20 protein-coding genes are annotated in these 24914 nt (G+C 47.8%); 19 read left to right on the top strand and 1 reads right to left on the bottom strand.

Features of this window, described 5'->3' with window-relative positions:
• Window positions 1-11: 11 nt before the first annotated feature.
• Genes ruvA through T456_RS0114040 form a run of 6 tightly spaced genes read left to right on the top strand, consistent with a single transcriptional unit; the run spans window position 12 to window position 7281 of the window.
• Complete coding sequence (gene ruvA, locus T456_RS0114065) at window positions 12-635, top strand: Holliday junction branch migration protein RuvA (RefSeq protein WP_024866657.1); 624 nt, start codon at window positions 12-14, stop codon at window positions 633-635.
• Window positions 635-1666 carry a Holliday junction branch migration DNA helicase RuvB gene (gene ruvB, locus T456_RS0114060; RefSeq protein ID WP_024866656.1) on the top strand — a complete coding sequence of 344 codons (1032 nt, stop codon included), beginning with the start codon at window positions 635-637 and terminating at the stop codon, window positions 1664-1666. Before ruvA ends, ruvB begins: the two co-directional genes overlap by 1 nt.
• Before the next feature lie 47 nt (window positions 1667-1713).
• Window positions 1714-2121, top strand: a complete 408-nt coding sequence (gene zapA / locus T456_RS0114055; RefSeq protein ID WP_024866655.1) for a cell division protein ZapA — start codon at window positions 1714-1716, stop codon at window positions 2119-2121.
• A 44-nt stretch (window positions 2122-2165) separates the two neighbouring features.
• A complete protein-coding gene (locus T456_RS0114050; protein ID WP_024866654.1) occupies window positions 2166-4454 on the top strand; it encodes a peptidase U32 family protein in 2289 nt (762 codons plus the stop codon).
• A 3-nt stretch (window positions 4455-4457) separates the two neighbouring features.
• Entirely contained in the window at window positions 4458-5864 is a 1407-nt protein-coding gene (locus tag T456_RS0114045) for an FtsW/RodA/SpoVE family cell cycle protein (RefSeq protein WP_024866653.1), read from the top strand.
• Window positions 5827-7281, top strand: coding sequence for a peptidoglycan D,D-transpeptidase FtsI family protein (locus T456_RS0114040; RefSeq protein WP_024866652.1), 1455 nt, complete (start codon window positions 5827-5829; stop codon window positions 7279-7281). Before T456_RS0114045 ends, T456_RS0114040 begins: the two co-directional genes overlap by 38 nt.
• Here the strand turns inward: T456_RS0114040 and T456_RS20300 are convergent, their stop codons facing one another.
• Window positions 7282-8346 carry an HD-GYP domain-containing protein gene (locus tag T456_RS20300; RefSeq protein WP_024866651.1) on the bottom strand — a complete coding sequence of 355 codons (1065 nt, stop codon included), beginning with the start codon at window positions 8344-8346 and terminating at the stop codon, window positions 7282-7284.
• Between the two features lie 133 nt (window positions 8347-8479).
• Here T456_RS20300 and T456_RS0114030 point away from each other — a divergent pair, with 133 nt between their 5' ends.
• The 13 genes from T456_RS0114030 to T456_RS0113965 all read left to right on the top strand — a co-directional run bounded on the left by T456_RS0114030 (window position 8480) and on the right by T456_RS0113965 (window position 24904).
• The gene (locus T456_RS0114030) at window positions 8480-8812 is read left to right on the top strand and encodes a hypothetical protein (RefSeq protein WP_024866650.1); all 333 of its coding nucleotides are present in this window, start codon (window positions 8480-8482) and stop codon (window positions 8810-8812) included.
• 20 nt (window positions 8813-8832) lie between these two features.
• The gene (locus T456_RS0114025) at window positions 8833-9822 is read left to right on the top strand and encodes a DUF2953 domain-containing protein (protein ID WP_081749110.1); all 990 of its coding nucleotides are present in this window, start codon (window positions 8833-8835) and stop codon (window positions 9820-9822) included.
• 19 nt (window positions 9823-9841) lie between these two features.
• The gene (locus T456_RS0114020) at window positions 9842-10240 is read left to right on the top strand and encodes a GerW family sporulation protein (protein ID WP_024866648.1); all 399 of its coding nucleotides are present in this window, start codon (window positions 9842-9844) and stop codon (window positions 10238-10240) included.
• Between the two features lie 30 nt (window positions 10241-10270).
• Window positions 10271-10807, top strand: a complete 537-nt coding sequence (locus T456_RS0114015; protein WP_024866647.1) for a J domain-containing protein — start codon at window positions 10271-10273, stop codon at window positions 10805-10807.
• Window positions 10808-11059: 252 nt separating this feature from the next.
• On the top strand, window positions 11060-12130 hold the full coding sequence (gene recA / locus T456_RS0114010; RefSeq protein WP_024866646.1) for a recombinase RecA: 1071 nt from the start codon (window positions 11060-11062) through the stop codon (window positions 12128-12130).
• A gap of 115 nt (window positions 12131-12245) precedes the next feature.
• Window positions 12246-12857, top strand: coding sequence for a regulatory protein RecX (locus tag T456_RS0114005; protein ID WP_024866645.1), 612 nt, complete (start codon window positions 12246-12248; stop codon window positions 12855-12857).
• Window positions 12858-13031: 174 nt separating this feature from the next.
• Complete coding sequence (rny, locus tag T456_RS0114000) at window positions 13032-14579, top strand: ribonuclease Y (protein WP_024866644.1); 1548 nt, start codon at window positions 13032-13034, stop codon at window positions 14577-14579.
• A 125-nt stretch (window positions 14580-14704) separates the two neighbouring features.
• Entirely contained in the window at window positions 14705-17056 is a 2352-nt protein-coding gene (feoB, locus tag T456_RS0113995; RefSeq protein ID WP_024866643.1) for a ferrous iron transport protein B, read from the top strand.
• Window positions 17057-17103: 47 nt separating this feature from the next.
• Window positions 17104-17478 (top strand): metal-dependent transcriptional regulator, encoded by a 375-nt coding sequence (locus T456_RS0113990; protein ID WP_024866642.1) that lies wholly within the window; start codon window positions 17104-17106, stop codon window positions 17476-17478.
• A 58-nt stretch (window positions 17479-17536) separates the two neighbouring features.
• A complete protein-coding gene (locus T456_RS0113985) occupies window positions 17537-19105 on the top strand; it encodes an RsmF rRNA methyltransferase first C-terminal domain-containing protein (RefSeq protein ID WP_024866641.1) in 1569 nt (522 codons plus the stop codon).
• A gap of 582 nt (window positions 19106-19687) precedes the next feature.
• On the top strand, window positions 19688-21412 hold the full coding sequence (locus tag T456_RS0113975; protein ID WP_024866640.1) for an ABC transporter ATP-binding protein: 1725 nt from the start codon (window positions 19688-19690) through the stop codon (window positions 21410-21412).
• Complete coding sequence (locus T456_RS0113970; protein ID WP_024866639.1) at window positions 21409-23139, top strand: ABC transporter ATP-binding protein; 1731 nt, start codon at window positions 21409-21411, stop codon at window positions 23137-23139. Before T456_RS0113975 ends, T456_RS0113970 begins: the two co-directional genes overlap by 4 nt.
• 109 nt (window positions 23140-23248) lie before the next feature.
• Window positions 23249-24904, top strand: a complete 1656-nt coding sequence (locus T456_RS0113965; protein WP_024866638.1) for a putative manganese-dependent inorganic diphosphatase — start codon at window positions 23249-23251, stop codon at window positions 24902-24904.
• Window positions 24905-24914: the final 10 nt, after the last annotated feature.

Raw genomic sequence — 24914 nt, 5'->3', positions numbered from 1 at the left:
CAAATAGAAGTATGATCGCATATGTAAACGGTGTTTTGGAGAATATAGAAGAGGGGCTGTGCGTTGTGGACGTAGGAGGCGTTGGTTTTAATGTCTTCATATCAGGTTCTACCATGGACAGAATGCCGGGGGTAGGAGAGTCGGTCAAGCTCTATACCTACACCAATGTTAAGGAAGATGCTTTTACCCTTTACGGATTCCTTTCAAGGGATGAGCTGGCTCTTTTTAAGATGCTGATTTCCGTAAATGGAATAGGACCCAAGGGAGGCCTTGCAATACTCTCGGTGATGACGCCTGATGACCTGAGATTCGCCATAATGGCAGGGGATTCCGCCTCCATATCAAGGGCTCCCGGCATAGGCAAGAAGACCGCAGAGAGGATCACCCTGGAGCTTCGTGACAAGATCAAGGTTACTGAGGATGACATGCTTCGCGGCGGCTCAGGCGCAGTATCCATGGATGACCTCTCCGGAGAGGCTTCCTCTGCAAGGGACGAGGCAGTGGCAGCTCTGGTGGCTCTTGGCTACAACTCCGCCGATTCCATGAAGGCAGTAAGGAAGGTTCTGAAAGCCAACGAGGATGCGGCTTCAGATACAGAGAAGCTGCTTAAACTTGCTCTTAAGGAGATGTTCTGATGGAGAAACGTAAGATAGTAACTTCCGCAAGAGGCCTTGATGCAGAGGCCAATGTGGAAGACAACAAAATAGAAGGATCCTTAAGGCCGAAGAGTCTGGACAATTATATCGGACAGAAGAAGATCAAGGAGAGCCTTAAGATCTACATAGAAGCGGCCAAGAAGAGGGGAGACAGCTTGGATCACCTTCTTTTCTACGGCCCTCCCGGACTTGGTAAGACCACTCTTTCCGTGATCATCGCAAATGAGATGGGGGTTAATATCAAGATCACCAGCGGACCGGCCATTGAGAAGCCGGGAGATATGGCAGCTATCCTCAACAACCTTCAGGAAGGCGATGTTCTGTTTGTGGACGAGATACACCGCCTCAACAGACAGGTGGAGGAAGTGCTCTATCCCGCAATGGAGGACTACGCCATTGATATCATGATAGGAAAGGGCCCTACAGCCAGATCCATAAGGCTTGACCTCCCGCACTTCACACTGGTGGGAGCCACCACAAGAGCAGGAATGCTTTCCGCTCCTTTAAGAGACAGGTTCGGCATGATCCACAGGATGGAATACTACGACATTGATGAGCTTTGCGAGATCATCCTTCAGTCCGCAAGGGTACTGGACGTAGAGGTGGATGAGAAGGGGGCTCTTGAGATGGCAAGGAGGAGCCGCGGAACACCGCGAATCGCCAACAGGATCCTTAAGAGAGTAAGGGACTTTGCACAGGTCAAGTATGACGGCAGGATCACAGAGGACGTGGCTATGACGGCTCTGGATCTTATGGATGTCGACAAGCTTGGACTTGACCACACAGACAGAAACCTTCTTCTTACTATGATCCACAAGTTCGCGGGTGGCCCCGTGGGACTGGATACCCTGGCGGCAGCGATCGGTGAGGATCCCGGTACAATAGAAGATGTTTACGAGCCCTATCTTATCAAGAACGGACTCATCAACAGAACTCCCAGAGGCAGGGTGGTTACGGATACCGCATATCATCATTTGGGGCTTGAAATGCCCGGTGATGGGGATTTATAATGGTATAGACGTTTTACCAACAAATATATCGGCGTGAGGGGAGTAACATGGCATCTAAGACAGATACCGAGGTTATCATCGGGGGCAAAGTTTTTACTTTAAGCGGATACGAGAGTGAGGAGTACCTCCAGAAGGTTGCCTCCTATATCAATAATAAGATAGCTGAGTACAACAAGATTGATGGCTTCAAGAGACAGCCCATCGATACTCAGAATGTTCTTTTACAGCTGAATATAGCAGACGATTATTTCAAGTCCAAGAAGCAGATCGAGATGATGGAGGAGCAGCTCTCCGAGAAGGAGAAGGAGCTCTACGATCTCAAGCATCAGCTTATCGCTACGCAGATCAAGCTGGAGAACGCTGAGAAGAACGGCAAGAACCTGCAGGCCAAGCTCGATGATTCTTCCAAGAAGATCATTCAGCTGGAAACTCAGGTCAAGGGTAACAAGAAGTAAGAAATCTACGGGCTGTCTATAGGGCAGCCCTTATTTATGCAAATATGAAAAAAGTAGAGTTATTATCACCGGCCGGTGGCTATGAAACAATGGTGGGGGCATTCAACGCAGGTGCCGATGCCGTTTATCTTGGGGGTTCCAAATTCGGCGCAAGAGCCTATGCTGACAACTTTGACAGGGATCAGGTTCTTGACGCTATTTCTTATGCCCATATCCATGGAAAAAAGATATATATGACAGTCAACACTCTCATCAAGCAGAAGGAATTTGGTGAGCTCTATGACTTTATGGTTCCCTTTGCGGAGAAGAAGCTGGACGGTGTTATCGTGCAGGATTACGGCGTTATGCGCCTTATCAGGGACGAGTTCCCGGATATCGAGCTTCATGCCAGCACCCAGCAGACAGTTACGGGTGTTCACGGAGCTAAGCTACTTAAGGACCTTGGCTGCGTAAGGGTTGTTCCCGCAAGAGAGCTGAGTCTTCAGGAGATGGCGGAAATAAGGAGAGAGGCTGACATTGAAGTTGAGGCCTTTATTCACGGCGCCATGTGCTATTGCTACTCGGGAATCTGCCTTTTCAGCAGCATGGTTGGCGGAAGGAGCGGCAACAGAGGCCGCTGCGCTCAGCCCTGCAGACTTCCCTATGAATACAGGGGAAGCCGCGGGGAGAGCTATCCTTTGAGCCTTAAGGATATGAGCACCATAGGTATCATTCCTGAACTTATCGAGGCCGGGATTGACTCCTTCAAGATAGAAGGACGTATGAAGAAACCCGAGTATTCCGCGGGTGTTACGGCCCTTTACAGGAAATATATAGACAGATATTACGCTGACCCTAAAGCTGAATTTACTGTATCCAAAGAGGATATGGAGACATTGAGGGCGCTCTATCAGAGAACCGGCATCAGCGAGGGATATTATCACAAACACAACGGCAGGGATATGGTGACCATTTCATCACCGGCCTACAGTGCCACTTCCGACAGCATTCTTGAAGATGTCAGGCAGAAGTACCTTACTTCCACTTTGAAGAAAGAGATCACCATGAAGTGTGACCTTAAGGTGGGAGAGAAGGCTGCACTTACCATCGCCGCTCCTTCCAATGACGGCGAAGGGAAGCTTTCGGCAACGGTTTACGGAAATCCTGTCCAGGCTGCATCCAAAAGACCAATGGCTGAGGCTGATATCCTGAAGCAGCTTAGTAAGCTTGGAAATACCGGTTTTTCAGCCGGAAGAACGGAGATAAACATTGACGATAACGGCGCGGGAACAGGTATCTTCATGCCTGTAAGCGAGCTCAATGAGCTCAGAAGGTCTGCGGTTTCGGAAATGGAGATCCTTCTTGCTTGCCAGGGCAAAAAGGGAACAGAGTCTGTTCGCTTCACTTCCTATGAGACAGATATAGACAGGGATTATTACAGCGCCCATAGCAATAAAAATGATGGCAGGACCGGCGGTCTTAGTGTGTCCGTTATGACCCGTGACCAGCTTAAGGCGGTTTTATCGGAATGCAGCAGTTCCGATGCGGTTAAGAGAATATATGTAGACAGCAACCTTTTCCTTGAACTTGATAAGAGCGAGTTTGAGGGCTTTAAGAATGAGCTCATCGTCATGCTTCCCTATGTCACAAGACATGAACAGTTTGACGGCTGCATGGAAGTCCGGAGAGTAGTGTCAGAGCTTGAGTCCAAAGGCTTTGACGGTGTTCTTGCGCGAAACTTAGAGCAGCTTGGACTTATCAGGGAGATGAACTTTATAGGCATGGTAATCGGAGATTACAGTCTATATGTCTGGAACAGCGATGCCCTTAAGCTTCTCCTTAATGCCAACAAAGGCCCTGACGGTTTCATGATAGATGAGATCACAGTGCCCTACGAGCTTACCTTCAGGGAAGCCTGTGATATGACAAAGGCTGTCAAAGAAGTGGCTGATATTGATGTTTCTTTTAACATATACGGACATGTACCCATGATGATAAGTGCAGGGTGCATCAAGAAGACTACTGACAAATGCAGCGGCAAGATGGGGCAGCTCTATTCGGAAACAGTGAGCATAACCGACAGACTTGGTAATGTGATGCCTGTTACCTGTAACTGCAGAAGCTGCTACAACGTGATACATAACGTTCATCCCACTTCACTTCACAAGAAGCTTGGGGATGTGAGAAAGCCCGGGCTGTTTGGGCAGCTTAGGATTGATTTTACAGTGGAGAGTAAGGAAAGAACACTGGAGATCCTTAAGTATTACACAGATCTTTATAACGGCAGGAGCGGGGCGGAAGTGTTTGAGAACGGAAGCTATACCACAGGACACTTTGGCCGCGAAGTTGAATAATATATGGAATTATACGTAACCGAGATATCTAAATATGTCATAGCACTGTCTCTTTTGATCTATACGGTGTTGGCCTTTCTGACCTTTAAGTACACCACAGAGAAAAAGAGAAGGATGATCTATGCCCTTCAGATACTGTTCATGTTTGTGGTGCAGATATCCTGTTTCATTCAGGTGGTGGCAAAGAGCGGGCGGCCGGTGTACATGTTTTTCTTCGCCTTTCAGGTGATAATCTTTGCCGCGGTGCTGATGCTTTTCTACGTCATCTACCCTGAGGGCAACAGGCTCATCATTAACAACAGCTGCATGCTGCTTATGATAAGCATGATAATTCTCACAAGGCTTTCCTATGACAAGGCCATCAAGCAGTTCTTTATCGTGACCGCATCTTTTATAATCGGATTTTTTGTGCCGGAGATCATTTTCAGGTTTGACTTTTTGAAACGCTTTACCTGGATTTATGCTGCTGTGGGAGTTATGACCATCGGTGCGGTTCTCTTGTACGGAGCTGCCACCAACGGATCCAAGATTACCTACACCATAGCCGGGATCACGTTCCTGCCTTCCGAGGCGGTGAAGATTCTTTTCCTGTTCTTTATGGCGGGGGCCCTCTATCAGGCCGAGAATATATGGCAGCTGTTTCTTGCATCGGCGGTGGCAGCGGTCCACGTGATAATCCTGGTGCTGTCCAAGGACCTTGGAAGTGCCCTGATCTACTTTGTGATCTACCTGGCGCTTATTTATATCTCCACCAACAATATCGGCTACCTTGCTCTGGGACTGGGGCTTGGAGTGGCAGCCAGCATGTTTGCCTACAGACTCTTTTCCCATATAAGGGTCAGGGTCCAGGCCTTTCTTGATCCCTTCAAGGATATTGCATCCTCGGGCTATCAGCTGAGCCAGTCACTGTTTGGAATCAGCAGCGGAGGATGGTTCGGACTTGGGCTTTACGGCGGCTCTCCGGAATCCATACCATACGTTGAGCAGGACTTCATCTTTTCTGCCATCGCGGAGGAGCTGGGGGTTCTTTTTGCTGTGTTCATGGCCCTGGTTTGCGTGAGCACCTTCCTGATGATTATGCAGGAGGGCTACTACATTAAGGATAAGTATTACAGACTCATTGCCTGCGGAGCGGGCGTTGCTTATATTTTCCAGACCTTTCTCACCATCGGAGGCGGATGCAAGTTCATCCCCCTGACCGGTGTGACGCTGCCGCTTGTAAGCTACGGCGGAACCTCGGTGCTGGTCACCATTATCATGATGATGATAGTGGAGGGTGTGTGCATGATAAGGACCGACGAGAGATACGAGGCCATGGAACGCAGGAAACAGAGGCGCCAGCAGCAGATGAGACAGAATATTGAGGCAGAAAATGGAAAACCTGAAACCGGAAACGAAACAAAAGAATAAGAGAAAGATCAGATCCTATCCCATAATCGTTCTCTCTGTTTTTTACGTGGGGCTGTTCTGCGCAATGCTGGTTTACATCTGCTATTATTCCTATGCCAACAAGGTTGTGCTCATGAGCAACAGCTACAATACCAGACAGCAGATCCTTCTGGATCAGAATATAAGGGGCAGCATCTATTCAAGAGACGGAGACGTGCTGGCCTATACACAGACTGATCAGGAGGGAAAAGAGACAAGGGTGTACCCCTACGGCAATGAATTCGCCCACGTGGTGGGGTATGCCAGTAACGGCAAGGCCGGGATCGAGGCCGCAGCCAACTACTATCTGATAAATACCAGCGCGGACCTTCCCTCAAAGGTGGCCCTTGATGCAAAAGGGCAGAAGTACCCGGGCAATGACTGTTATACAACTCTTGATGTGAACCTTCAGGAAGTGGCTTATAATGCCCTGTCAGCCAGAAAGGGAGCCATTGTTGTGTCTGACCCGAGGACCGGAGAGATACTGGCAATGGTGTCCAAACCTGACTTTGATCCCAACACCATTCAGACCGAGTGGGACAGGCTTCTTGCGGATACTTCGGGGGATGCCCAGCTTCTTAACAGGGCAACTCAGGGACTTTACCCTCCGGGATCTACCTTCAAGATCGTAACGGCACTGGCTTATATCAAGGATCACCCTGAGGATTACAACGATTACAGATTTAATTGCAGCGGGAGATTCAACTACGAGGATGAGAGTATTTCCTGTTATCACGGGCAGAGCCACGGCAGTGAGGATTTTGTTAAGTCTTTTGCCGAGTCCTGTAACTCATCCTTTGCAAATATCGGACTTCAGATAAACAGACAGACCTTCAGCAGTACCCTCAACAGCCTGATGTTTAACAAGGACCTGCCTCTTGATATGTTATATAGCAAATCAAGCGCGGGCATCAACATCACCACCAGCTACGGTGATGTGATGCAGCTTGCCATCGGGCAGGGCAGTACTTCCATGTCGCCCATCCATCTTAATATGATAACCTGTGCCATCGCCAATGACGGTGTGATGATGAAGCCGCATCTTGTGAGCGAGATAAAAAGCTATGACGGGAAGATCATAAAGTCCTATGCCACTGAGGAGAGCAAGCGCCTTATGACTTCTTCCCAGAGTCAGATCCTGCGGTCGATGATGGAGGCGGTTGTCAATGAGGGTACCGCAAGCAAATTAAAAGGCCTTTCCTACACTGCGGCAGGAAAGACCGGTTCTGCTGAATTTAATTCCTCAACTTCGGATTCTCACGCATGGTTTACAGGCTATGCTCCGGCTGAAGATCCTCAGGTGTGCGTCACCATCATAGTGGAGAACGCCGGCAGCGGCGGAAGCTATGCGGTGCCCATCGCCAAAAGAATCTTTGATGCCTATTTCGGTATCTGGTGATCAGAAAACAGATACAATGGCAAGCTGAGGATTGGCTGACATATCTATAAGGGTATTATCTGTGTTTAGTTTGATAAGAGGCCTGGAGAGTGACTTTTCGTTTATCAATATGACTTCTCCGATCTGCCCGCTGTTGAGCTGCACATTAAAGCCAAGCTGGGATCCCGCAATGTGGGAGAGGATGGACTTAATGGCTGCAAAGTCGTATCTTACAAAGCCCTCATTTTCATAGTTGGCTATGATCTGGAAGGGATTGAGTTTTTGCCTGTAGGAACGGGGAGAGGTCATGGCCTCGTAGGTATCGATGATGGCAATATATTTGGCAAATCTGTCGATCTCGGTATCGGTAAGGGCCTTGGGATATCCCGAGCCATCGCAGCGCTCATGGTGCTGTAGAGCGGCATTCAGGACATGCTGATCGAAAGTGCCGTACCCCGCCAGGAAATCATGACCGATGGTGGTGTGGCGCATTACCAGTCTGTATTCCTCTGAGGTAAGTCTCTCAGGCTTCCACAGGATTTGATAGGGTATGCTGAGCTTGCCTATATCGTACACAAAGGCGCACTGAATGAGCAGATTGATGTCTTCGTTGGAAAGACCGAGCCACGTTCCGAAAACACCGGCAATAAGAGCTGAGTTCAGGCAGTGGGCATGGGTCATGTCGTCTTCACCGGGGAGCATGTTGTAGAGATAATCAAGAAGAAGTTCGCCGCTCTTGGCGCAGACTATGATATTCCTGTATACTTCCATGAGCTGTTCCATCTTGATGGGAGTTCTGTTGGTAACAGCGCTCATCATGAGATTTTTATATACGGGGAAATAGATATTGTAGGTGGATTCAAAAGATTTAAAGCCCTCACTCAGACGGACCTTCTCAAAATGAGTGGTGGCGAAATCTATCTCTTCCTTTATGGGAACAACCATGATGGACTGCCTTGCAAGTTTCTCGATCATGGTGTCGTTGATCCTGGTATTGGCGGTGAGGATTATCTCGTTTTTGTAATTAAGGATATCCTCGGCAACCACCATTCCGGGCTTTAGTTCCATTCTTGCTATTACTTTCATGCACACCTCCGAAGGTGAAAGAACGTAATTCAAAAATTATGAGCATTATGATAATATAAGTATATCGTTTTATAGGACCGTATACAAACGATTTTTGTTGTAAATATCGATATTTGGGAGATTTTTTTGCGGTATGAAAAATAGGGGATTTTGCAGATTCCACAAGAATCTGTATTTCGGGGAATCAGTCAAAAAGCACACGTATGCCAAGTGGCAGCTGTTTCACGGCAAGGGCGGTCTTGGCACCTTCTGCATCATGCGTGCCATGTCATCCTGCGACCAGCTTGATATTGTGAACAGCATGCTCCTCAAACAACCCTACTATAAATCAAATCCGGCCTACGTCTACGGAATAGCCGGAAGCTACAAGGAAGCCCTGGATCTTATTGTGAAGATCACAGAGGACGCCGTATCCGCCGGGTACGAAGGGCGGCTTGTGGACTATCTTGGGTCAGTCTCAGAATAAACTTAAGGGTTGGTGTATATATGCTTCTGTTAACCGGAATTTTAACTGTTTTAAAGATAATTGGAATTGTGCTGCTGGTGATCCTGGCAGTGATACTTCTTTTGTTACTACTGGTGCTGTTTGCACCTATTCGTTATAAGGCGGACGCCTCGGTGCCGCGGTCGGATCTTGATAACTTTGATGTGGAGAAGATATCCGCCAAAGTGCGGTTCTCCTGGCTTTTGTTTGTGATAAGAGGAGGTCTGGATTTCCCCGAGAACAAGGAATTCACCTTAAGAATCTTCGGAATAAAGATACTTCCCAAGAAGGAGAAGCCCGGCAAGGACAAGGATAAGGACTCCAAGGAAGAGGGCAAGGACTCCGAAAAGGCCGAAGACAAGAAGGACAAGAAGGAAAAGAAAAAGCGGGGCAAGAAAGACAGCGGCAAACAGGAAAGTGCTAAGCCGGAGGATACCGCTTCTTCGGAAAGCTCCGGCGAAGGTGAAGGCTCTTTTGACCAGGGAAAAGAGGATGAGTCCGAAGATGGTGAACCTAAGAATATTCTGGACGTGATCTGGAAAGTGATAGATTCCATCGACAATATTCTGAAAACACCACTAAATGTGCTTGAAAAATTACAATATACAATATCTAGAGTTTGTGGTAAGATAAGTATGATTAAAACCACACTTGAAAGTGAGACTTTTGACAGGGCATTTACCCTGGTTAAGAAGAAGCTTTTGAAGATACTTAAGATGATAATGCCTGATAAATTTAAGGCAGATGTGGTATTCGGAAGCGGGGATCCTGCTCTTACGGCAGAACTCATGGGAGCCTACGGAGCACTTTATCACAAGCTTTATAAGAAGGTTTACTTCACACCGGATTTTGAGGAGAAGGTCCTTGAGGGTGAGGTACATTTGAAAGGCCACATCAGACTGTTTACCATAGTCTGGTCGGCGGCGGTGGTTTATCTTAACCGTGACGTTAAGAGAGTTATCAAACGATTTAAGAAGATAATCAATTCATAATATATAGCAGGAGGAAGTTATGGCAGAAAGTAATTTTAACGGGGTAGTTGAGTCACTGCTTACAGGTATGAGCTCAATTCTTTCATCAAAGACGGTTGTAGGGGAGCCCACCAAGGTGGGGGATACAATTATTCTTCCCCTCGTAGATGTTTCGTTTGGGGTTGGGGCAGGCTCAACTTCAGCCGATAAAAAGAATGGAGGATGCGGTGGATTCGGAGCTAAGATGTCACCCAGCGCAGTCCTTATTATCAAGAATGGTTCCACCAAGCTTGTAAATATCAAGAATCAGGATGCGGTTACCAAGATCCTTGATCTTGTTCCCGATGTTATGGACCGTATTTCTTCCAAGAAGGAAGATATGATGGACAGTGATTCGGCAGTAGAGATTGCTTTTCCCGAGGAGAAGAAGGAACAGTAATTCTAGCCTTTCCGAAAGGTGGGGGCCCTTATGGAAGAGAGAAGAAATTTAGAAGAGATAATCTTAAACGGTACTGAGGATGAGCTTGCGCAGCTTCGCGTCTGGCTTTTCAAGGAGAGTGTAAGGCTGGAGAACCAGGAGAGCGCTCTTTGCGAGAGATATGCAAGACTCGAAGAGGAGGAACTGGCCTTCAAGGACAGAATGGATGCGGCTGAGAGGAAGCTTGAGAACGCAACCAAGAAGCTCAACAATGACAAGGCTCTGTTTGATCAGAGACTTAAGATCCTCAACAACGGGTTTGATCAGCTCAATGCCGACAAGAAGAAGCTTGAGAGCGAATTCATCAGACTGGAGAGAGAAAAGGCTTACCAGCGCGAGGATGAATACGATGCTCTGGATCTTCTGTTCAGAGGCGTAAACAGCGCCCTTACCCTCAAGAAGAGATACAAGGATCTCATGAAGATGTTCCATCCCGACAATATAAGCGGAGATTCCTACATGGTTCAGCTTATAAACGAGGAGTACAGCGTTTTGTGCAGACAGTATGACATCAGCATGAAGGCGTAAGGTTTTGGGGATGCTTTGACAGTAATGTAAATATGTGCTATTGTATTCAAGTCATTGTCGGTCCCGGCAATGACTTGTGTATGTTAATGGGGAAATACATATCTATTTTATGTCTGGCGTTTCTGCCGGAAATTCAGCATTTTTTATTTAAGCAAAGATCTTTCGAATTTTTGTTCTAAAATTTTATTGACACAATCGAACATCTGTTTTATATTATAGATATAACGAACGGATGTTCTTGAAGGAGGCAGTATGGAAAGAGAAGAGAAACAGAAGGCATTAGACGCGGCCCTTGGTCAGATTGAGAAGCAGTTCGGCAAGGGAGCTGTCATGAAGCTGGGAGATTCAACAGATACCATGAATGTAGAGACCATTCCTACAGGTTCGTTGAGTCTTGATATTGCACTTGGCCTTGGAGGCATCCCTAAGGGAAGGATCGTGGAGATCTACGGACCTGAGTCCAGTGGTAAGACCACAGTAACCCTTCATATGATCGCTGAGGTACAGAAGAGAGGCGGAATCGCAGGATTCATTGATGCAGAACATGCTCTGGACCCTGTATATGCCAAGAACATCGGTGTAGACATCGATAACCTTTACATTTCACAGCCCGACAGCGGTGAGCAGGCTCTTGAGATCACAGAGACCATGGTCCGCTCCGGCGCCATCGATATAGTAGTTGTTGACTCAGTTGCAGCCCTGGTTCCCAAGGCTGAGATCGACGGAGATATGGGTGATTCCCACGTGGGACTTCAGGCAAGACTTATGTCCCAGGCTCTTCGTAAGCTGACAGCTGTTATCAGCAAGTCTAACTGTACAGTAGTATTTATCAACCAGCTCCGTGAGAAGGTTGGTGTTATGTTCGGTAATCCCGAGACCACAACCGGTGGACGTGCCCTTAAGTTCTACTCATCAGTAAGAATGGATGTACGTCGTATCGAGGCCATCAAGCAGAACGGCGAGGTTATCGGTAACAGAACAAGAGTTAAGGTAGTTAAGAACAAGGTGGCTCCTCCCTTCAAGGAGGCGGAGTTCGATATCATGTTCGGTAAGGGAATCTCCGCAACCGGTGATATCCTTGATCTTGCAGCAAGCGTTGATATTGTCAATAAGAGCGGTGCATGGTATCAGTACGGCGGAGATAAGATCGGACAGGGCCGTGAGAACGCCAAGCTCTTCCTTGAGAATAACCCCGATGTTCGCGATGAGATCGAGGCTAAGGTTAGAGAGCACTTCGGACTTCAGGGAAGCGGCGTAGCTTCTGCAGCAGCATCTGAGGATACAGAAGAAAAGGCAGCTAAGAAGAAGGCAACAAAGGCCTGATCGTAATGAGTTGAACTGCCATGTCGTATCAGCCATGGGCAGACAATAAAGTGATAGAATCCCCCGAGAATCATTTATTTTCGGGGGATTTGTAATATAGGGGGATTTCCTGAATATGGTGGTTTCAGAGCTTAGAGAGCTTGATAAGAAAAGGGTTAAGATATTTCTTGATGGAGAGTTTGCTTTTGTATTATATAAGGGCGAACTCAGGGAGTATAAGGTCAAGGAAGGGCTGGAACTGGACTACGCCGCTTACAGGCAGATAACAGAGGACCTTCTTCCAAAACGCTGCAAGCTCCGTGCCATGAACCTTCTCCAGAAGAGGGACTATACAGAGAGGCAGCTTCGGGACAAGCTGCAGGAGGGACTTTACCCCGAAGACATCATTGACGAGGCCATAGATTATGTAAAGTCCTACAAATACCTTGATGATGACCGCTATGCAAGAGACTACATTTCCTATCACATGGAGAGCCGCAGCAGAGCCCGTATCATGCAGGATCTTATGGGGAAGGGAATAGCCAAGGATATTATTTCAGATGCAATGGAAGAGCTGTATGCCGGAGATGACGGAGAAGCTGAGCTTGAACAGATAAGGAGCCTTCTTATCAAGAAGCATTATGATCCGGATAACAGCGACCTCAAAGAGAAACAGAAGATAATGGGATTTCTTTTAAGACGTGGTTTTCCCATGTCACTTATAAGAAAAGCAATTTCTGAAGATTGAAAATAATAAGCCGACATACAAGAAATGTGTTTGATGTTCCGCTTTCATCTATTGACATCAAATTGTATACAAGGTAGAATTAATCTGTTGTAATCTTGTATATTAGTGCGCTTATTTATAGCTAACTATACAAAATATTGTACAATGAAAATTGAATAAGGAGGTGCTCCTGTAATGATCCCTGTTATAATTGCAGTAGTAGCAACTCTTGTCATCACTGCTCTTGTTACCTGGATTCTTGCACAGAATTATCACAAGAAGGTAGCGGACGGCAAGATTGGCAGTGCTGAGGAGAGGGCAAGAAAGATTATCGACGAAGCCCTCAAGACCGCTGAAGAAACCAAGCGTGAGAAACTCCTTGAAGTTAAGGAAGAGTCTCTTAAGACCCGTAACGAACTTGAGAAGGAAGTTAAGGACCGCAGAAACGAGGTACAGCGCGCAGAGAGGCGTGTTCAGCAGAAAGAGGAGAACGTCGAGAAGAGATCCGAAGCGATCGAGAGGAAAGAGCAGAGTTTAAATGACCGTGAGACGGCTTTAAACAAGAAGAGTGACGAGGTTGCGAAACTAAACGAGCAGAGACTGCAGGAACTGGAAAAAATCTCTGGCTTAACCTCCGAGCAGGCAAAAGAGTATCTTTTAAAGATCGTAGAAGATGATGTGAAGCATGAATCAGCTATCATGATCAAGAACATGGAAGCTGAGGCTAAGGAAGAGGCAGATAAGAGAGCCAAGGAAATAGTTGTGAACGCTATCCAGCGCTGCGCAGCAGATCACGTTTCCGAGACTACAATTTCTGTCGTTCAGTTACCAAATGATGAAATGAAGGGCCGTATCATTGGTAGAGAGGGTCGTAACATCAGAACCCTTGAGACCATGACAGGTGTTGATCTTATTATCGACGATACACCTGAGGCTGTAGTTATTTCCGGATTTGATCCCATCCGCAGAGAGGTGGCACGTATCGCCCTTGAGAAGCTTATCGTGGACGGACGTATTCATCCCGCAAGGATTGAGGAAATGGTCGAGAAGGCACAGAAGGAAGTTGCCGCCAAGATCAAGGAGGAAGGTGAGAATGCCGCTATCGAGGCAGGTGTTCACGGACTTCATCCGGAAGTTATCAAGATCATGGGCCGTATGATGTTCAGAACCAGCTACGGACAGAATTGTCTGAAGCATTCTGTAGAAGTTGCACAGCTGTGCGGACTTATGGCATCAGAGCTCGGACTTGATGTTCGTGTGGCAAAGAGGGCAGGTTTCCTGCATGATATAGGAAAGGCTGTCGACCACGAACTTGAAGGTTCACATGTACAGCTCGGCGTAGACATCTGCCGCAAGTACAAGGAATCTCAGACTGTAATAAATGCAGTAGAGGCTCACCACGGTGACACTGAGCCCCAGTCTCTTATAGCTGTTCTTGTACAGGCTGCTGATACAATTTCATCAGCAAGACCCGGAGCTAGAAGAGAAACACTTGAGACTTACACATCAAGATTAAAAGAACTCGAGGATATCACAAACAGCTTTAAGGGAGTTGATCACTCCTTTGCTATCCAGGCCGGTCGTGAGGTCAGAGTAATGGTAGTTCCTGAGCAGGTTTCAGACGAGGATATGGTTATCATGGCTCGTGAGATTGCCAAGAAGATCGAGAACGAGATGGAATATCCCGGACAGATCAAGGTTAATATCATCAGAGAGAGCCGTGCAACAGATTACGCCAAGTAATCATATCTTTTTGCAAAAAAGAACTAAAGAGGTTATCCTATATACATGTGAGGATAACCTCTTTTCTTTTTGGCAGGAAGTCAAAAAAGACTTCAATCTAATTTTAGGGTAGTGGAGATTTTCTAATGACATTAAAGGACATAAAGGTGGGCGAGAGTGCCCAGGTTACCGTTGTTGGTGGAGAGGGAGCTCTCCGTCAGCACTTTCTTGATATGGGTGTAATTCCCGGAGCGAAGATAAAGGTGGTTAAATACGCTCCAATGGGAGATCCCATAGAGCTTAGGCTCCATGGATATGAACTTACGCTGCGTCTTGCGGATGCAGAGAAGATAGAAGTTACAAGGGTTAAGGATGACATCGGGGGAGATGTAAGGACCGCCGTTGAAGGCGATACTTATTCTCACCCGGGACTTGGAGAAGGAGGCAAATTCCATGACAAGAAGCATGAGAATCCCCTTCCTGCGGACACACTTCTTACCTATGCTCTTGTAGGAAATCAGAACAGCGGGAAGACGACTCTTTTCAACCAGCTGACAGGTTCCAATCAGCATGTGGGCAACTTCCCGGGAGTTACCGTGGACAGGAAGGATGGCGCTATCAAAGGACACCCCAACACCATGGTCACAGACCTTCCCGGAATCTATTCAATGTCTCCCTACAGCAGTGAGGAGATTGTTTCAAGAAACTTTGTTTTGGAGAATCATCCCAAGGCTATCATAAACATCGTTGATGCCACCAATATCGAGAGAAACCTGTATCTGACCATGCAGCTTCTTGAGATGAATATTCCCGTGGTTGTGGCCCTTAACATGATGGATGAGGTCAGCGGCAACGGCGGAACCATCAAGATCAACGTTATGGAGGATATGCTGGGAGTTCCCGTGGTTCCCATCTCCGCATCGTTAAACAAGGGCGTTGACGAGCTGGTAAGCCACGCCATACATATCGCTCACTATCAGGAGAAACCCCTCATCAACGATTTCTGCGATGAGAATGCCTATGGCGGCGCGGTCCATAGATGTATCCACGCGGTTGAGCATCTAATTGAGGATCATGCCAGAAGAGAGGGCATTCCCAAGAGATTTGCCGCTACCAAGGTGGTGGAGGGAGATCAGCTCATTGTTGAAAAGCTCTCCCTTGATGACAAGGAAAAAGATATATTGGAGAACATCATTCAGCAGATGGAGAAGGAGCGCGGTCTTGACAGAAGCGCTGCCATCGCAGACATGAGGTTCGATTTCATAGATAAGGTTTGCTCCAAGACGGTTGTAAAGCCCCGAAAGAGCAAGGAGCATATCCGAAGCGAGAAGATAGACAGGATCCTTACGGGCAAATACACAGCAATTCCCGCTTTCATTCTGATAATGGGGCTGGTATTCTTCCTTACCTTCAACGTCATAGGTGCTTTCCTTCAGGGAATCCTTGAAATGGGTATCGATGCATTGACAGCTGAGGTGTCAGCTCTTTTGGAAAGAGCCGGAGTAAACCCGGTGGTCCACGGACTTGTGGTGGACGGCGTATTTGCAGGTGTTGGAAGCGTACTTAGCTTTATCCCTATCATCATTACACTGTTCTTCTTCCTTTCGCTCATGGAGGACAGCGGATATATCGCAAGAGTTGCCTTTGTTATGGATAAGATCCTGAGAAGGATCGGCCTTTCGGGAAGAAGTATTGTTCCCATGCTTATCGGCTTTGGATGTACCGTTCCTGCGGTAATGTCCACAAGAACCCTTCCCAGCGAACGTGACAGGAAGATGACGATTCTTTTGACCCCGTTCATGAGCTGCAGTGCCAAGGTGCCTATTTATGCATTCTTTGTAAATGCATTCTTCCCCGGAAGAGGCGGACTTATCATGACAGGGCTCTATGTACTTGGAATTATAGTTGGAGTTCTGGCGGCACTTGTTATGAAACTCAGCATTTTCAGGGGCGAGGCAGTTCCTTTCGTAATGGAGCTTCCAAGCTACCGTATGCCGGGAGCCAAGAACGTAAGGCTGCTTCTTTGGGAGAAAGCCAAGGACTTCCTTCAGAGGGCCTTCTCGGTTATCTTTGTTGCAACCATCATCGTGTGGTTCCTTCAGAGCTTTGACCTTCACTTCAACCTGGTTGAAGACTCCAGCGCCAGTATTCTTGCAACACTTGCTGGAAGCATTGCTCCCGTATTTGCGCCTCTTGGACTTGGGGACTGGAGAATTGTCACATCCCTGATCTCAGGATTTATGGCAAAAGAGAGTGTGGTATCAACCCTGGAAGTTCTTTTTGCGGAAGAGGGCGGAATCGCATCTGCTCTGACAGCCCAAGGCGCAGTAACCATGCTGGTTTTCAGCCTTCTGTACACACCTTGCGTAGCAGCTGTTTCCACCATCAAGAGAGAGATGAACGGAAAGTGGGCAATATTCACTGTTTTGTGGCAGTGTCTGGTGGCGTGGATTGTCGCATATTTAGTAAAGTTGCTCTTGATAGCCTTCGGTGTTTAAGGATATAATTAGAGAAACGTGTTAGATTGTATTGGGGAGGAACTTCTATGCACGAATCAGGCGAAGATTATATCGAGACAATTTACCTACTCAAGAAGCGCAAGGGAATGGTTCGGTCGATCGATGTGGCCAATGAACTTGGGTTTTCCCGCCCCAGTGTTTCAAGGGCGGTAGGAATACTTAAGGAAAACGGCCTTATCACCATGGAGGATGACGGTGAACTGAACCTTACTTCCGAGGGGATGAGGGTTGCCAAGAAGGTTTACGAGAAGCACACCAACCTAACCACCTTCCTTATGATGACCGCCGGCGTTGATGCCGAAACTGCAGAGAACGATGCCTGCAGGATTGAACATGTCATCAGTCCCGAGACCTTTAAGGGCATCAAGAAATTTATTAAAGAACATAAAACAGATAAGTGATAATGGGGCAGAAGATCGTCAGGTCTTCTGCCTTTTGAAAGCTATAAGCGGAGGATAAATGTTTCCTGATGAATTTGAGCAGAGGATGAAAGATCTCCTCGGGGAAAAAGAATATGACGAGTTCCTGACCGCCTTTGATAAGGAGGAAGAGAGGGTGCATGCGCTGCGCATCAACGGGCTGAAGGTTCCGGATGAAAAGCAGGCGCAGGTAGTTGCTAATGCAATAGGTACATCTGACAATGAAAAAGAGATATCCTCCAAAGGCCGGGTTTTTTGGGAATCGAATGGCTTTTACTACACGGAAGCCGCATCTCCCGGTAAGCACCCCTATCACGAGGCGGGGCTTTACTATATCCAGGAGCCCAGTGCCATGGCGCCGGTGCATTTCCTTGATCCAAAGCCCGGGGACAGGGTCCTTGACCTTTGCGCAGCTCCCGGTGGAAAGTCCACTCAGATAGCAGCAAGGATGGAAGGCGGCGGCCTTCTTGTGACCAACGAGATAAATGCAGGAAGAGCAAAGATTCTTTCTCTTAACATAGAGAGAATGGGCATCGGAAATGCCCTGGTCCTGAATGAGGATTCGGCGCATCTTTCGCAGGTTTTTGAGGGGTACTTTGACAAGATCCTGGTGGATGCTCCCTGCTCCGGCGAAGGAATGTTTCGAAAGAACGATAACGCCGCAGAGGAGTGGAGTCTTGAGAACGTGAAGCTCTGCGCGGCCCGTCAGGAGGAGATCCTTGATAACGCAGCTAAGATGCTGCTTCCGGGAGGAAGACTGGTGTATTCAACCTGCACTTTTGCTCCGGAAGAGAATGAGATAAATGTGGCGAAGTTCCTTCTTAGGCACCCGGATTTTAGGGTGGAAAAGGTGGAACTTGTCGGCGGCATGGAGAACGGACGGCCGGAATTCATAGGAGAGGATATACTTGCCGCAGAGGCTTCGGAAACTGGATGCGGTGAAAGTGTTAGTGGTGAGGCCATTAGCAGCGCAGGCGTTGATAATGAAACCGTCGGCAGCGCAAGCAGAGACGCAGATATCCTGCAGCAGGTGGGCGGTTCTGTTCGCCTCTGGCCCCACAAGGTTCGCGGGGAAGGGCACTTTTTATGCGTCTTTAAAAGAGATGGTCAGACAGATAAAAATGCCCAGAAAACCTATATTCCCGGCGGTAAAAATCCTGCGGCAAAATCTGATGTGATAAAGATCTTCAAAGAGTTTGAAAAAGAGACCTTGAAAGACCGGGATCTTAAGGGAGAGTATCTGACCTTCGGAGATCAGCTCTACCTTATCCCTTCCGATATGCCGGGCATCAGGGGTCTTAAGGTAATGCGTCCCGGGCTCCATCTTGGTACAGTAAAAAAAGACAGATTCGAACCCTCCCATGCGCTGGCTCTTTTCCTGAAAAAGGATGACGCTGCGCTGACGGTTGACTTTGCCGGCGACAGCCTTGAGATAAGGCAGTTCCTGAATGGGCAATCCATCAGAATTTCCGGGGAGGAGCATCCTGAGCTTTCAAAGAGCAAGGGCTGGTGCCTTGTGACCTGCGACGGCTTCAGCATCGGCTGGGCAAAGCTTGCGGGAGGAATGCTCAAGAACCATTATCCCAAGGGACTCAGGATCAATTACTAAAATGAAAAAAAAATTTCTTTTTGCATTTGTGTTGATAATAATCATGGCTGGTATAGGCTGATTCGCAGATTGCGTAATTGGATATATGATGAGGATTTACAAGATAGCGTAATCGGATATATGCTGAGGGCTTACAAGATTGCGTGATTGGATATATGCGGCGAACTTACAAGATTACGATAATTTCGACAAGGCGCTTCCGACGCATTTGTCTGATATGGACCTTTGCGTCGGTGGTTTTTACGAAATAATGTACAGAATTCCCAAAACGCAAACGCTATCCCGACAAACAAGTGCTCAAACAGGCTATTTATCGATATAACGTCAAGTTTTTGTGATATTTTACCGACGCAATCATCTTGTAGAATACTTTGTGTCGGAGAGAGCTCTCATGGCAAATGCCGGGATGTCTTTTCCCGTAAGTTTGGAAAAAGCAAGATCCATGTAACCTAAAAGAATTCACATGCCCCGCGCCTCGCAGCGCCCAATCATTTCCAACGCAAGAAAAAAACCAATTCACATTTAGAAACACTTTTGTGAATAGGGTGAAATATATAACGTAAAGGTTTACAGATACAATCTATGAAGAAATTACTTGTATTCTTAAAAGACTACAGAAAAGAATCCATATTGGGACCGCTGTTTAAGCTTATGGAGGCATCCTTTGAGCTGTTTGTGCCCCTTGTTATCGCATCCATGATAGATGTGGGAATAGCAGGAGGAGACAGAGGCTATGTCATAAGGATGTGTCTTGTTTTGCTGCTTTTATGTCTTGTTGGATTTATATGCGCCGTGACAGCACAGTTTTTTGCGGCAAGAGCAGCTGCTGGCTTTGCAAAGAAAGTAAAGCGGGCACTTTTTGAAAACATCCAGAAGCTTTCCTACTCAGACATGGACAGCATCGGAACCTCGGCCATGATAACCAGAATGACCAGTGACGTTAATCAGGTTCAGCAGGGAGTTAACCTTACCATAAGGCTGCTTCTTCGCTCACCCTTCGTGGTATTCGGCGCCATGGTCATGGCCTTTACAATCAATACAAGGATGGCACTGATCTTCCTTGTGACAATAATCCTGCTCTTTTTGGTGGTGGGACTTATCATGCGCTGGAGCATCCCAAGATACGGCATGATCCAGAGTCATCTTGATAAGCTCCTTGGCCTTACAAGAGAGAACCACACAGGTGTCCGTGTTATCAGAGCCTTTGGCCTTGAAGAGAAGGAGAAGGAGAACTTTAACGGGCAGAACAACTCCCTGACTTCTTTGCAGAATCACGTGGGAACCATCACAGCCCTGATGAATCCCGCAACCTATGCAATCCTTAACCTTGCTGTTGCCTTTCTCATTTACAGAGGCGCACTTAGAGTAAACGCAGGAGACCTTACCCAGGGCCAGGTTGTGGCTCTTTATAACTACATGTCCCAGATCCTGGTGGAACTTATTAAGTTTGCAAACCTTATCATCACCGTGACCAGGGCCATCGCTTCAGGAAACAGGATAGAGGAGATGCTGGAGCTTAAGTCCTCCATGGAAAACGGCAGTGTTAAGGAGTTTGACAAGACACCCGACCACATTGTCTTTTCCCATGTATTTATGAGGTACGCAGGTGACAGCGAGGACTCCCTTGAGGATCTTGATGTTACGGTAAGACGCGGCGAGAGGATCGGCGTGATCGGCGGAACCGGCAGCGGCAAGACCACTCTTATAAACCTTATCCCCAGGTTCTATGACGCCAGACAGGGAGAGGTGATCCTGGATGGAAGGAACATAAGAGAGTACGACCTTGAGAACCTTCGGGAGCGCATAGGCATAGTGCCTCAGAAGGCAGTTCTTTTCCATGGGACCATAAGGGACAACATCCGCTGGGGCAAGAACGACGCCACGGACGATGAGATAAACCGCGCCCTTGAGATAGCTCAGGCAAAAGAGATTGTGGAGGGCAAAGCCGGTGGCCTTGATCACATGGTAGCCCAGGGAGGAAAAAATTTCTCCGGCGGCCAGAAGCAGAGGCTTACCATAGCAAGGGCACTGGTCCGGAAACCCGAGATACTTATCCTCGATGACAGTGCATCGGCGCTGGATTATCTGACGGATAAAAAGCTACGCGAAGCCATAGCGGCCATGGACAATCCGCCCACCACCTTCATTGTTTCCCAGAGGGCATCATCGGTTCTTAACTGCGATAAGATAATCGTTCTTGAAGACGGAAAAGTAATGGGCATCGGTACCAATGAACAGCTTCTTGAAAGCTGCGATACCTACAAAGAGATATATGATTCCCAGTACAGGAAGGAGGGTGCGGTATGAAGAAGAACACCCTGAAAAAAGTCCTTCGGTACGCCGGAAAATATCATTTTCTTATAGCCCTTTCAATGGTGCTGGCTGTGGTGACGGCTCTTTTGTCCCTGTATGTACCTATCCTTGCGGGAAATGCCATCGACAGGATCACCGGTACGGGTAAAGTTGACTTTGCGTCTCTTACCGCGACCGTGCTGAAAATGGCTGTTATCGTAATGTTTATAGCTCTGTGCCAGTGGGTGATGAACAGGACCAACAATAAGATCACATACAGCGTTGTCAGGGATGTGAGGGAAGAAGCCTTCTCAAGGCTCCAGAATCTGCCCTTCAATTACCTGGACAACAAGCCCACCGGAGAGATAGTTTCAAGGCTCATCTCCGATGTTGATATGTTTGCGGACGGTCTGCTGATGGGATTTGGCCAGCTGTTCACGGGTATTGTGACCATTGTAGGAACCCTGGTGTTCATGTTCTACTTAAACTTCGGGATTGCCATCGTGGTAGTTGTACTTACACCTCTGTCTCTTCTTGTGGCAAGGTTTGTTGCAACCAGGTCCTTTAAGCTGTTCAAGGAGCAAAGCGAGGCAAGGTCCGATCAGACCGCCTTTGTGGATGAGATGATCGGTAATCTTTCCGTGGTAAAGGCATTTGCCCATGAGGATGAGAACCTGGAGATTTTTGATGATATCAACGACAGGCTGGAGAAGACCTCTGTGATGGCGACCTTTGTGTCGTCCCTCACCAATCCCAGCACCAGGTTCATCAACAATATTGTTTATGCGGCTGTTGCGCTGTTTGGTGCTTTTGCCTGCATTGCAGGGGGCATGAGTGTCGGCGGACTGACCATTTTCCTTAGCTACGCCAATCAGTACACCAAGCCCTTTAACGAGATATCGGGAGTGGTAACGGAGCTTCAGAACGCCCTGGCCTGCGCCGAGAGAGTATTCCAGCTTATAGAGGAACAGCCCGAGGAGCCTGATTTTGAGGGCGCGCCAAAAGAGCTTGTGGCAAAAGGAGACGTTGCGGTGAGCGATGTATCTTTTTCCTATGACAAGAGCAAAAAGCTCATCGAGGACCTTAACCTTGATATTAAGAAGGGCCAGAGAGTTGCCATTGTAGGACCTACGGGAAGCGGCAAGACTACGCTGATAAACCTCCTTATGCGTTTCTATGACACGGATAAGGGAAGCATCAGCATCGACGGATACGATATCAGGAAACTTCGCCGCAGCGACCTTAGGGCGAACTTTGGAATGGTGCTTCAGGAGACCTGGCTTAGAAGCGGCACGGTACGGGATAACATAACCCTCGGAAGAGAGGGGTTTAGCGATGAAGAGATCATCGAGGCGGCCAAGGCTGCCCATGCCCACAGCTTTATTAAGAGGCTGCCCAAGGGGTATGACACTCTGATCACCGAAAACGGCGGCAATCTGTCTCAGGGACAGAAGCAGCTTCTTTGCATCACAAGAGTAATGCTGCATATTCCGCCAATGCTGATTTTGGATGAGGCTACATCCTCCATCGATACCAGGACGGAGATCAGGATACAGAAAGCTTTCAACAGGATGATGCAGGGAAGGACCAGCTTTATCGTAGCTCACAGACTGTCCACAATAAGGGAGGCGGACATTATCCTTGTTATGAAGGACGGCCATATCATCGAGCAGGGAGACCATGATACGCTTCTTGCAAAGAAGGGCTTCTATCATGAGCTGTATACAAGCCAGTGGGGATGAGAATATTTGTAAAAAGAGATTTGATGCACGTTTACAAAGACTCACAATACCTATAAACTAGTAATATACGATAAATCAAACAGGAAGGTTCTTTTTCCGGAGGATATATATGAATAACAATGATTCCAATAACAGACCGGTGTTCGTGATCGGCCACAAGAATCCCGATACGGATTCCATTTGCGCGGCCATTACCTACGCCAATCTTAAGAATAAAGTGTTCGGCGGCAATTACATTGCCTGCAGAGCGGGGCACCTCAATGAGGAGACACAGTTCGTGCTTTCTCATTTTGACGTAGCTGTTCCCGCCTACATCAAGGATGTGCGGACGCAGGTAAGGGATATGGAGATCAGAATGCTTGACGGCGTGACGGCTGATCTTTCCCTGAAGAATGCCTGGGCCAAGATGAGAGATGCGGATGTTGTGACACTGTGCGCAACAGACGGGGACAAGCTGTCGGGCATCGTTACCACCAACGATATTGTTGAGACCTATATGGATGTTATCGATCCGCACATTCTCTCCCAGGCGGGCACCAGCTACAGGAACATCGTGGAGACCCTGGACGGTGAGATGATAGTGGGAGACATCACAGAGTCCCTTAACCGCGGCAAGGTTGTTATTGCGGCTGCCAGCCCAGAGATGATGGAGAATGTCATCGAAGAGGGCGACATCGTAATCCTTGGTAACAGATATGAGACGCAGCTTTGTGCCATCGAGCTTGGTGCTTCCTGCATCATCGTCTGCGAGGGCGCTGAGGTTACAAGGACTATCCAGAGCCAGGCACGAGAGCACGGCACACAGGTTATCACTACACCTCACGACACCTTCGTGGTGGCAAGGCTTATCAACCAGAGTATGCCCATCAATCACATCATGAAGAAGGACAACCTGGTGAGCTTCCACATGGACGACTATATCGAGGACATCCAGGAAGTAATGGCATCCATGAGACACAGGTATTTCCCTGTGCTTGACAAGAACGATCACTACATCGGTATGATCAGCCGAAGGAATTTCCTCGGTGCCCACAAAAAGCGCATGATCTTAGTGGACCACAATGAGAAGAACCAGGCTGTAAACGGAATAGAAGAGGCGGAGATCATGGAGATCGTGGATCACCACAGACTTCGCACCATTGAGACTGCGGGACCTGTATTCTTCAGGAATCAGCCCCTTGGCTCAACCTGCACCATCATCTATCTGATGTACAGGGAATATGGCATTGAGGTGGATAAGACTACTGCGGGACTTCTGCTTGCAGCTATCCTTTCCGATACACTGATGTTCCGTTCACCTACCTGCACTGCAGTGGACAAAAAAGCCGGTGAAGAGCTGGCAGCTATCGCAGAGGTTGACTATGAGTCTTTTGCCAGGGAGATGTTCCATGCGGGATCAAATCTTGGCGGAAAGAGCGCAACAGAGATCCTTCACCAGGATTTCAAGAAGTTCACGGTAGACGATATGACTATAGGTATCGGTCAGATCAATTCCATGAGCGCAGAGGAGCTTGATGAGATCAAGGATAAGATCATGCCGGAGCTTGAGGCAGTGACCAGCGCGGACGGCCTTGATATGCTGTTCTTCATGCTCACCAATATCATTGATGAGTCATCAAGAGTGGTTTACGCCGGCGGCAAGGCGCTTCACACCTTGAACAGCGCCTTTGGCCTTAATGCTGAGGGAGATACGGTTTCACTTCCCGGAGTTGTTTCCAGAAAGAAACAGCTGCTTCCTGCAATCGTTGAGGCAATACAGCAGTAAGGATTTGAAT

This window comes from Butyrivibrio sp. FCS014 (assembly GCF_000526935.1).
Taxonomy (GTDB): Bacteria; Bacillota; Clostridia; order Lachnospirales; family Lachnospiraceae; genus Butyrivibrio.
This window is presented reverse-complemented; position numbering and strand designations above follow the sequence as displayed.

Coding starts and splice junctions, on each gene's coding strand:
- T456_RS0114015 (WP_024866647.1), top strand. CDS start 10,271: ATGGAAGAGAGAAGAAATTTAGAAGAGATAATCTTAAACGGTACTGAG.
- T456_RS0113965 (WP_024866638.1), top strand. CDS start 23,249: ATGAATAACAATGATTCCAATAACAGACCGGTGTTCGTGATCGGCCAC.
- T456_RS0114020 (WP_024866648.1), top strand. CDS start 9,842: ATGGCAGAAAGTAATTTTAACGGGGTAGTTGAGTCACTGCTTACAGGT.
- T456_RS0114030 (WP_024866650.1), top strand. CDS start 8,480: ATGAAAAATAGGGGATTTTGCAGATTCCACAAGAATCTGTATTTCGGG.
- T456_RS0114045 (WP_024866653.1), top strand. CDS start 4,458: ATGGAATTATACGTAACCGAGATATCTAAATATGTCATAGCACTGTCT.
- T456_RS0114050 (WP_024866654.1), top strand. CDS start 2,166: ATGAAAAAAGTAGAGTTATTATCACCGGCCGGTGGCTATGAAACAATG.
- T456_RS0114025 (WP_081749110.1), top strand. CDS start 8,833: ATGCTTCTGTTAACCGGAATTTTAACTGTTTTAAAGATAATTGGAATT.
- recA (WP_024866646.1), top strand. CDS start 11,060: ATGGAAAGAGAAGAGAAACAGAAGGCATTAGACGCGGCCCTTGGTCAG.
- T456_RS0114040 (WP_024866652.1), top strand. CDS start 5,827: ATGGAAAACCTGAAACCGGAAACGAAACAAAAGAATAAGAGAAAGATC.
- zapA (WP_024866655.1), top strand. CDS start 1,714: ATGGCATCTAAGACAGATACCGAGGTTATCATCGGGGGCAAAGTTTTT.
- rny (WP_024866644.1), top strand. CDS start 13,032: ATGATCCCTGTTATAATTGCAGTAGTAGCAACTCTTGTCATCACTGCT.
- T456_RS0113975 (WP_024866640.1), top strand. CDS start 19,688: ATGAAGAAATTACTTGTATTCTTAAAAGACTACAGAAAAGAATCCATA.
- T456_RS0113990 (WP_024866642.1), top strand. CDS start 17,104: ATGCACGAATCAGGCGAAGATTATATCGAGACAATTTACCTACTCAAG.
- T456_RS0113970 (WP_024866639.1), top strand. CDS start 21,409: ATGAAGAAGAACACCCTGAAAAAAGTCCTTCGGTACGCCGGAAAATAT.
- feoB (WP_024866643.1), top strand. CDS start 14,705: ATGACATTAAAGGACATAAAGGTGGGCGAGAGTGCCCAGGTTACCGTT.
- T456_RS20300 (WP_024866651.1), bottom strand. CDS start 8,346: ATGAAAGTAATAGCAAGAATGGAACTAAAGCCCGGAATGGTGGTTGCC.
- ruvB (WP_024866656.1), top strand. CDS start 635: ATGGAGAAACGTAAGATAGTAACTTCCGCAAGAGGCCTTGATGCAGAG.
- ruvA (WP_024866657.1), top strand. CDS start 12: ATGATCGCATATGTAAACGGTGTTTTGGAGAATATAGAAGAGGGGCTG.
- T456_RS0113985 (WP_024866641.1), top strand. CDS start 17,537: ATGTTTCCTGATGAATTTGAGCAGAGGATGAAAGATCTCCTCGGGGAA.
- T456_RS0114005 (WP_024866645.1), top strand. CDS start 12,246: ATGGTGGTTTCAGAGCTTAGAGAGCTTGATAAGAAAAGGGTTAAGATA.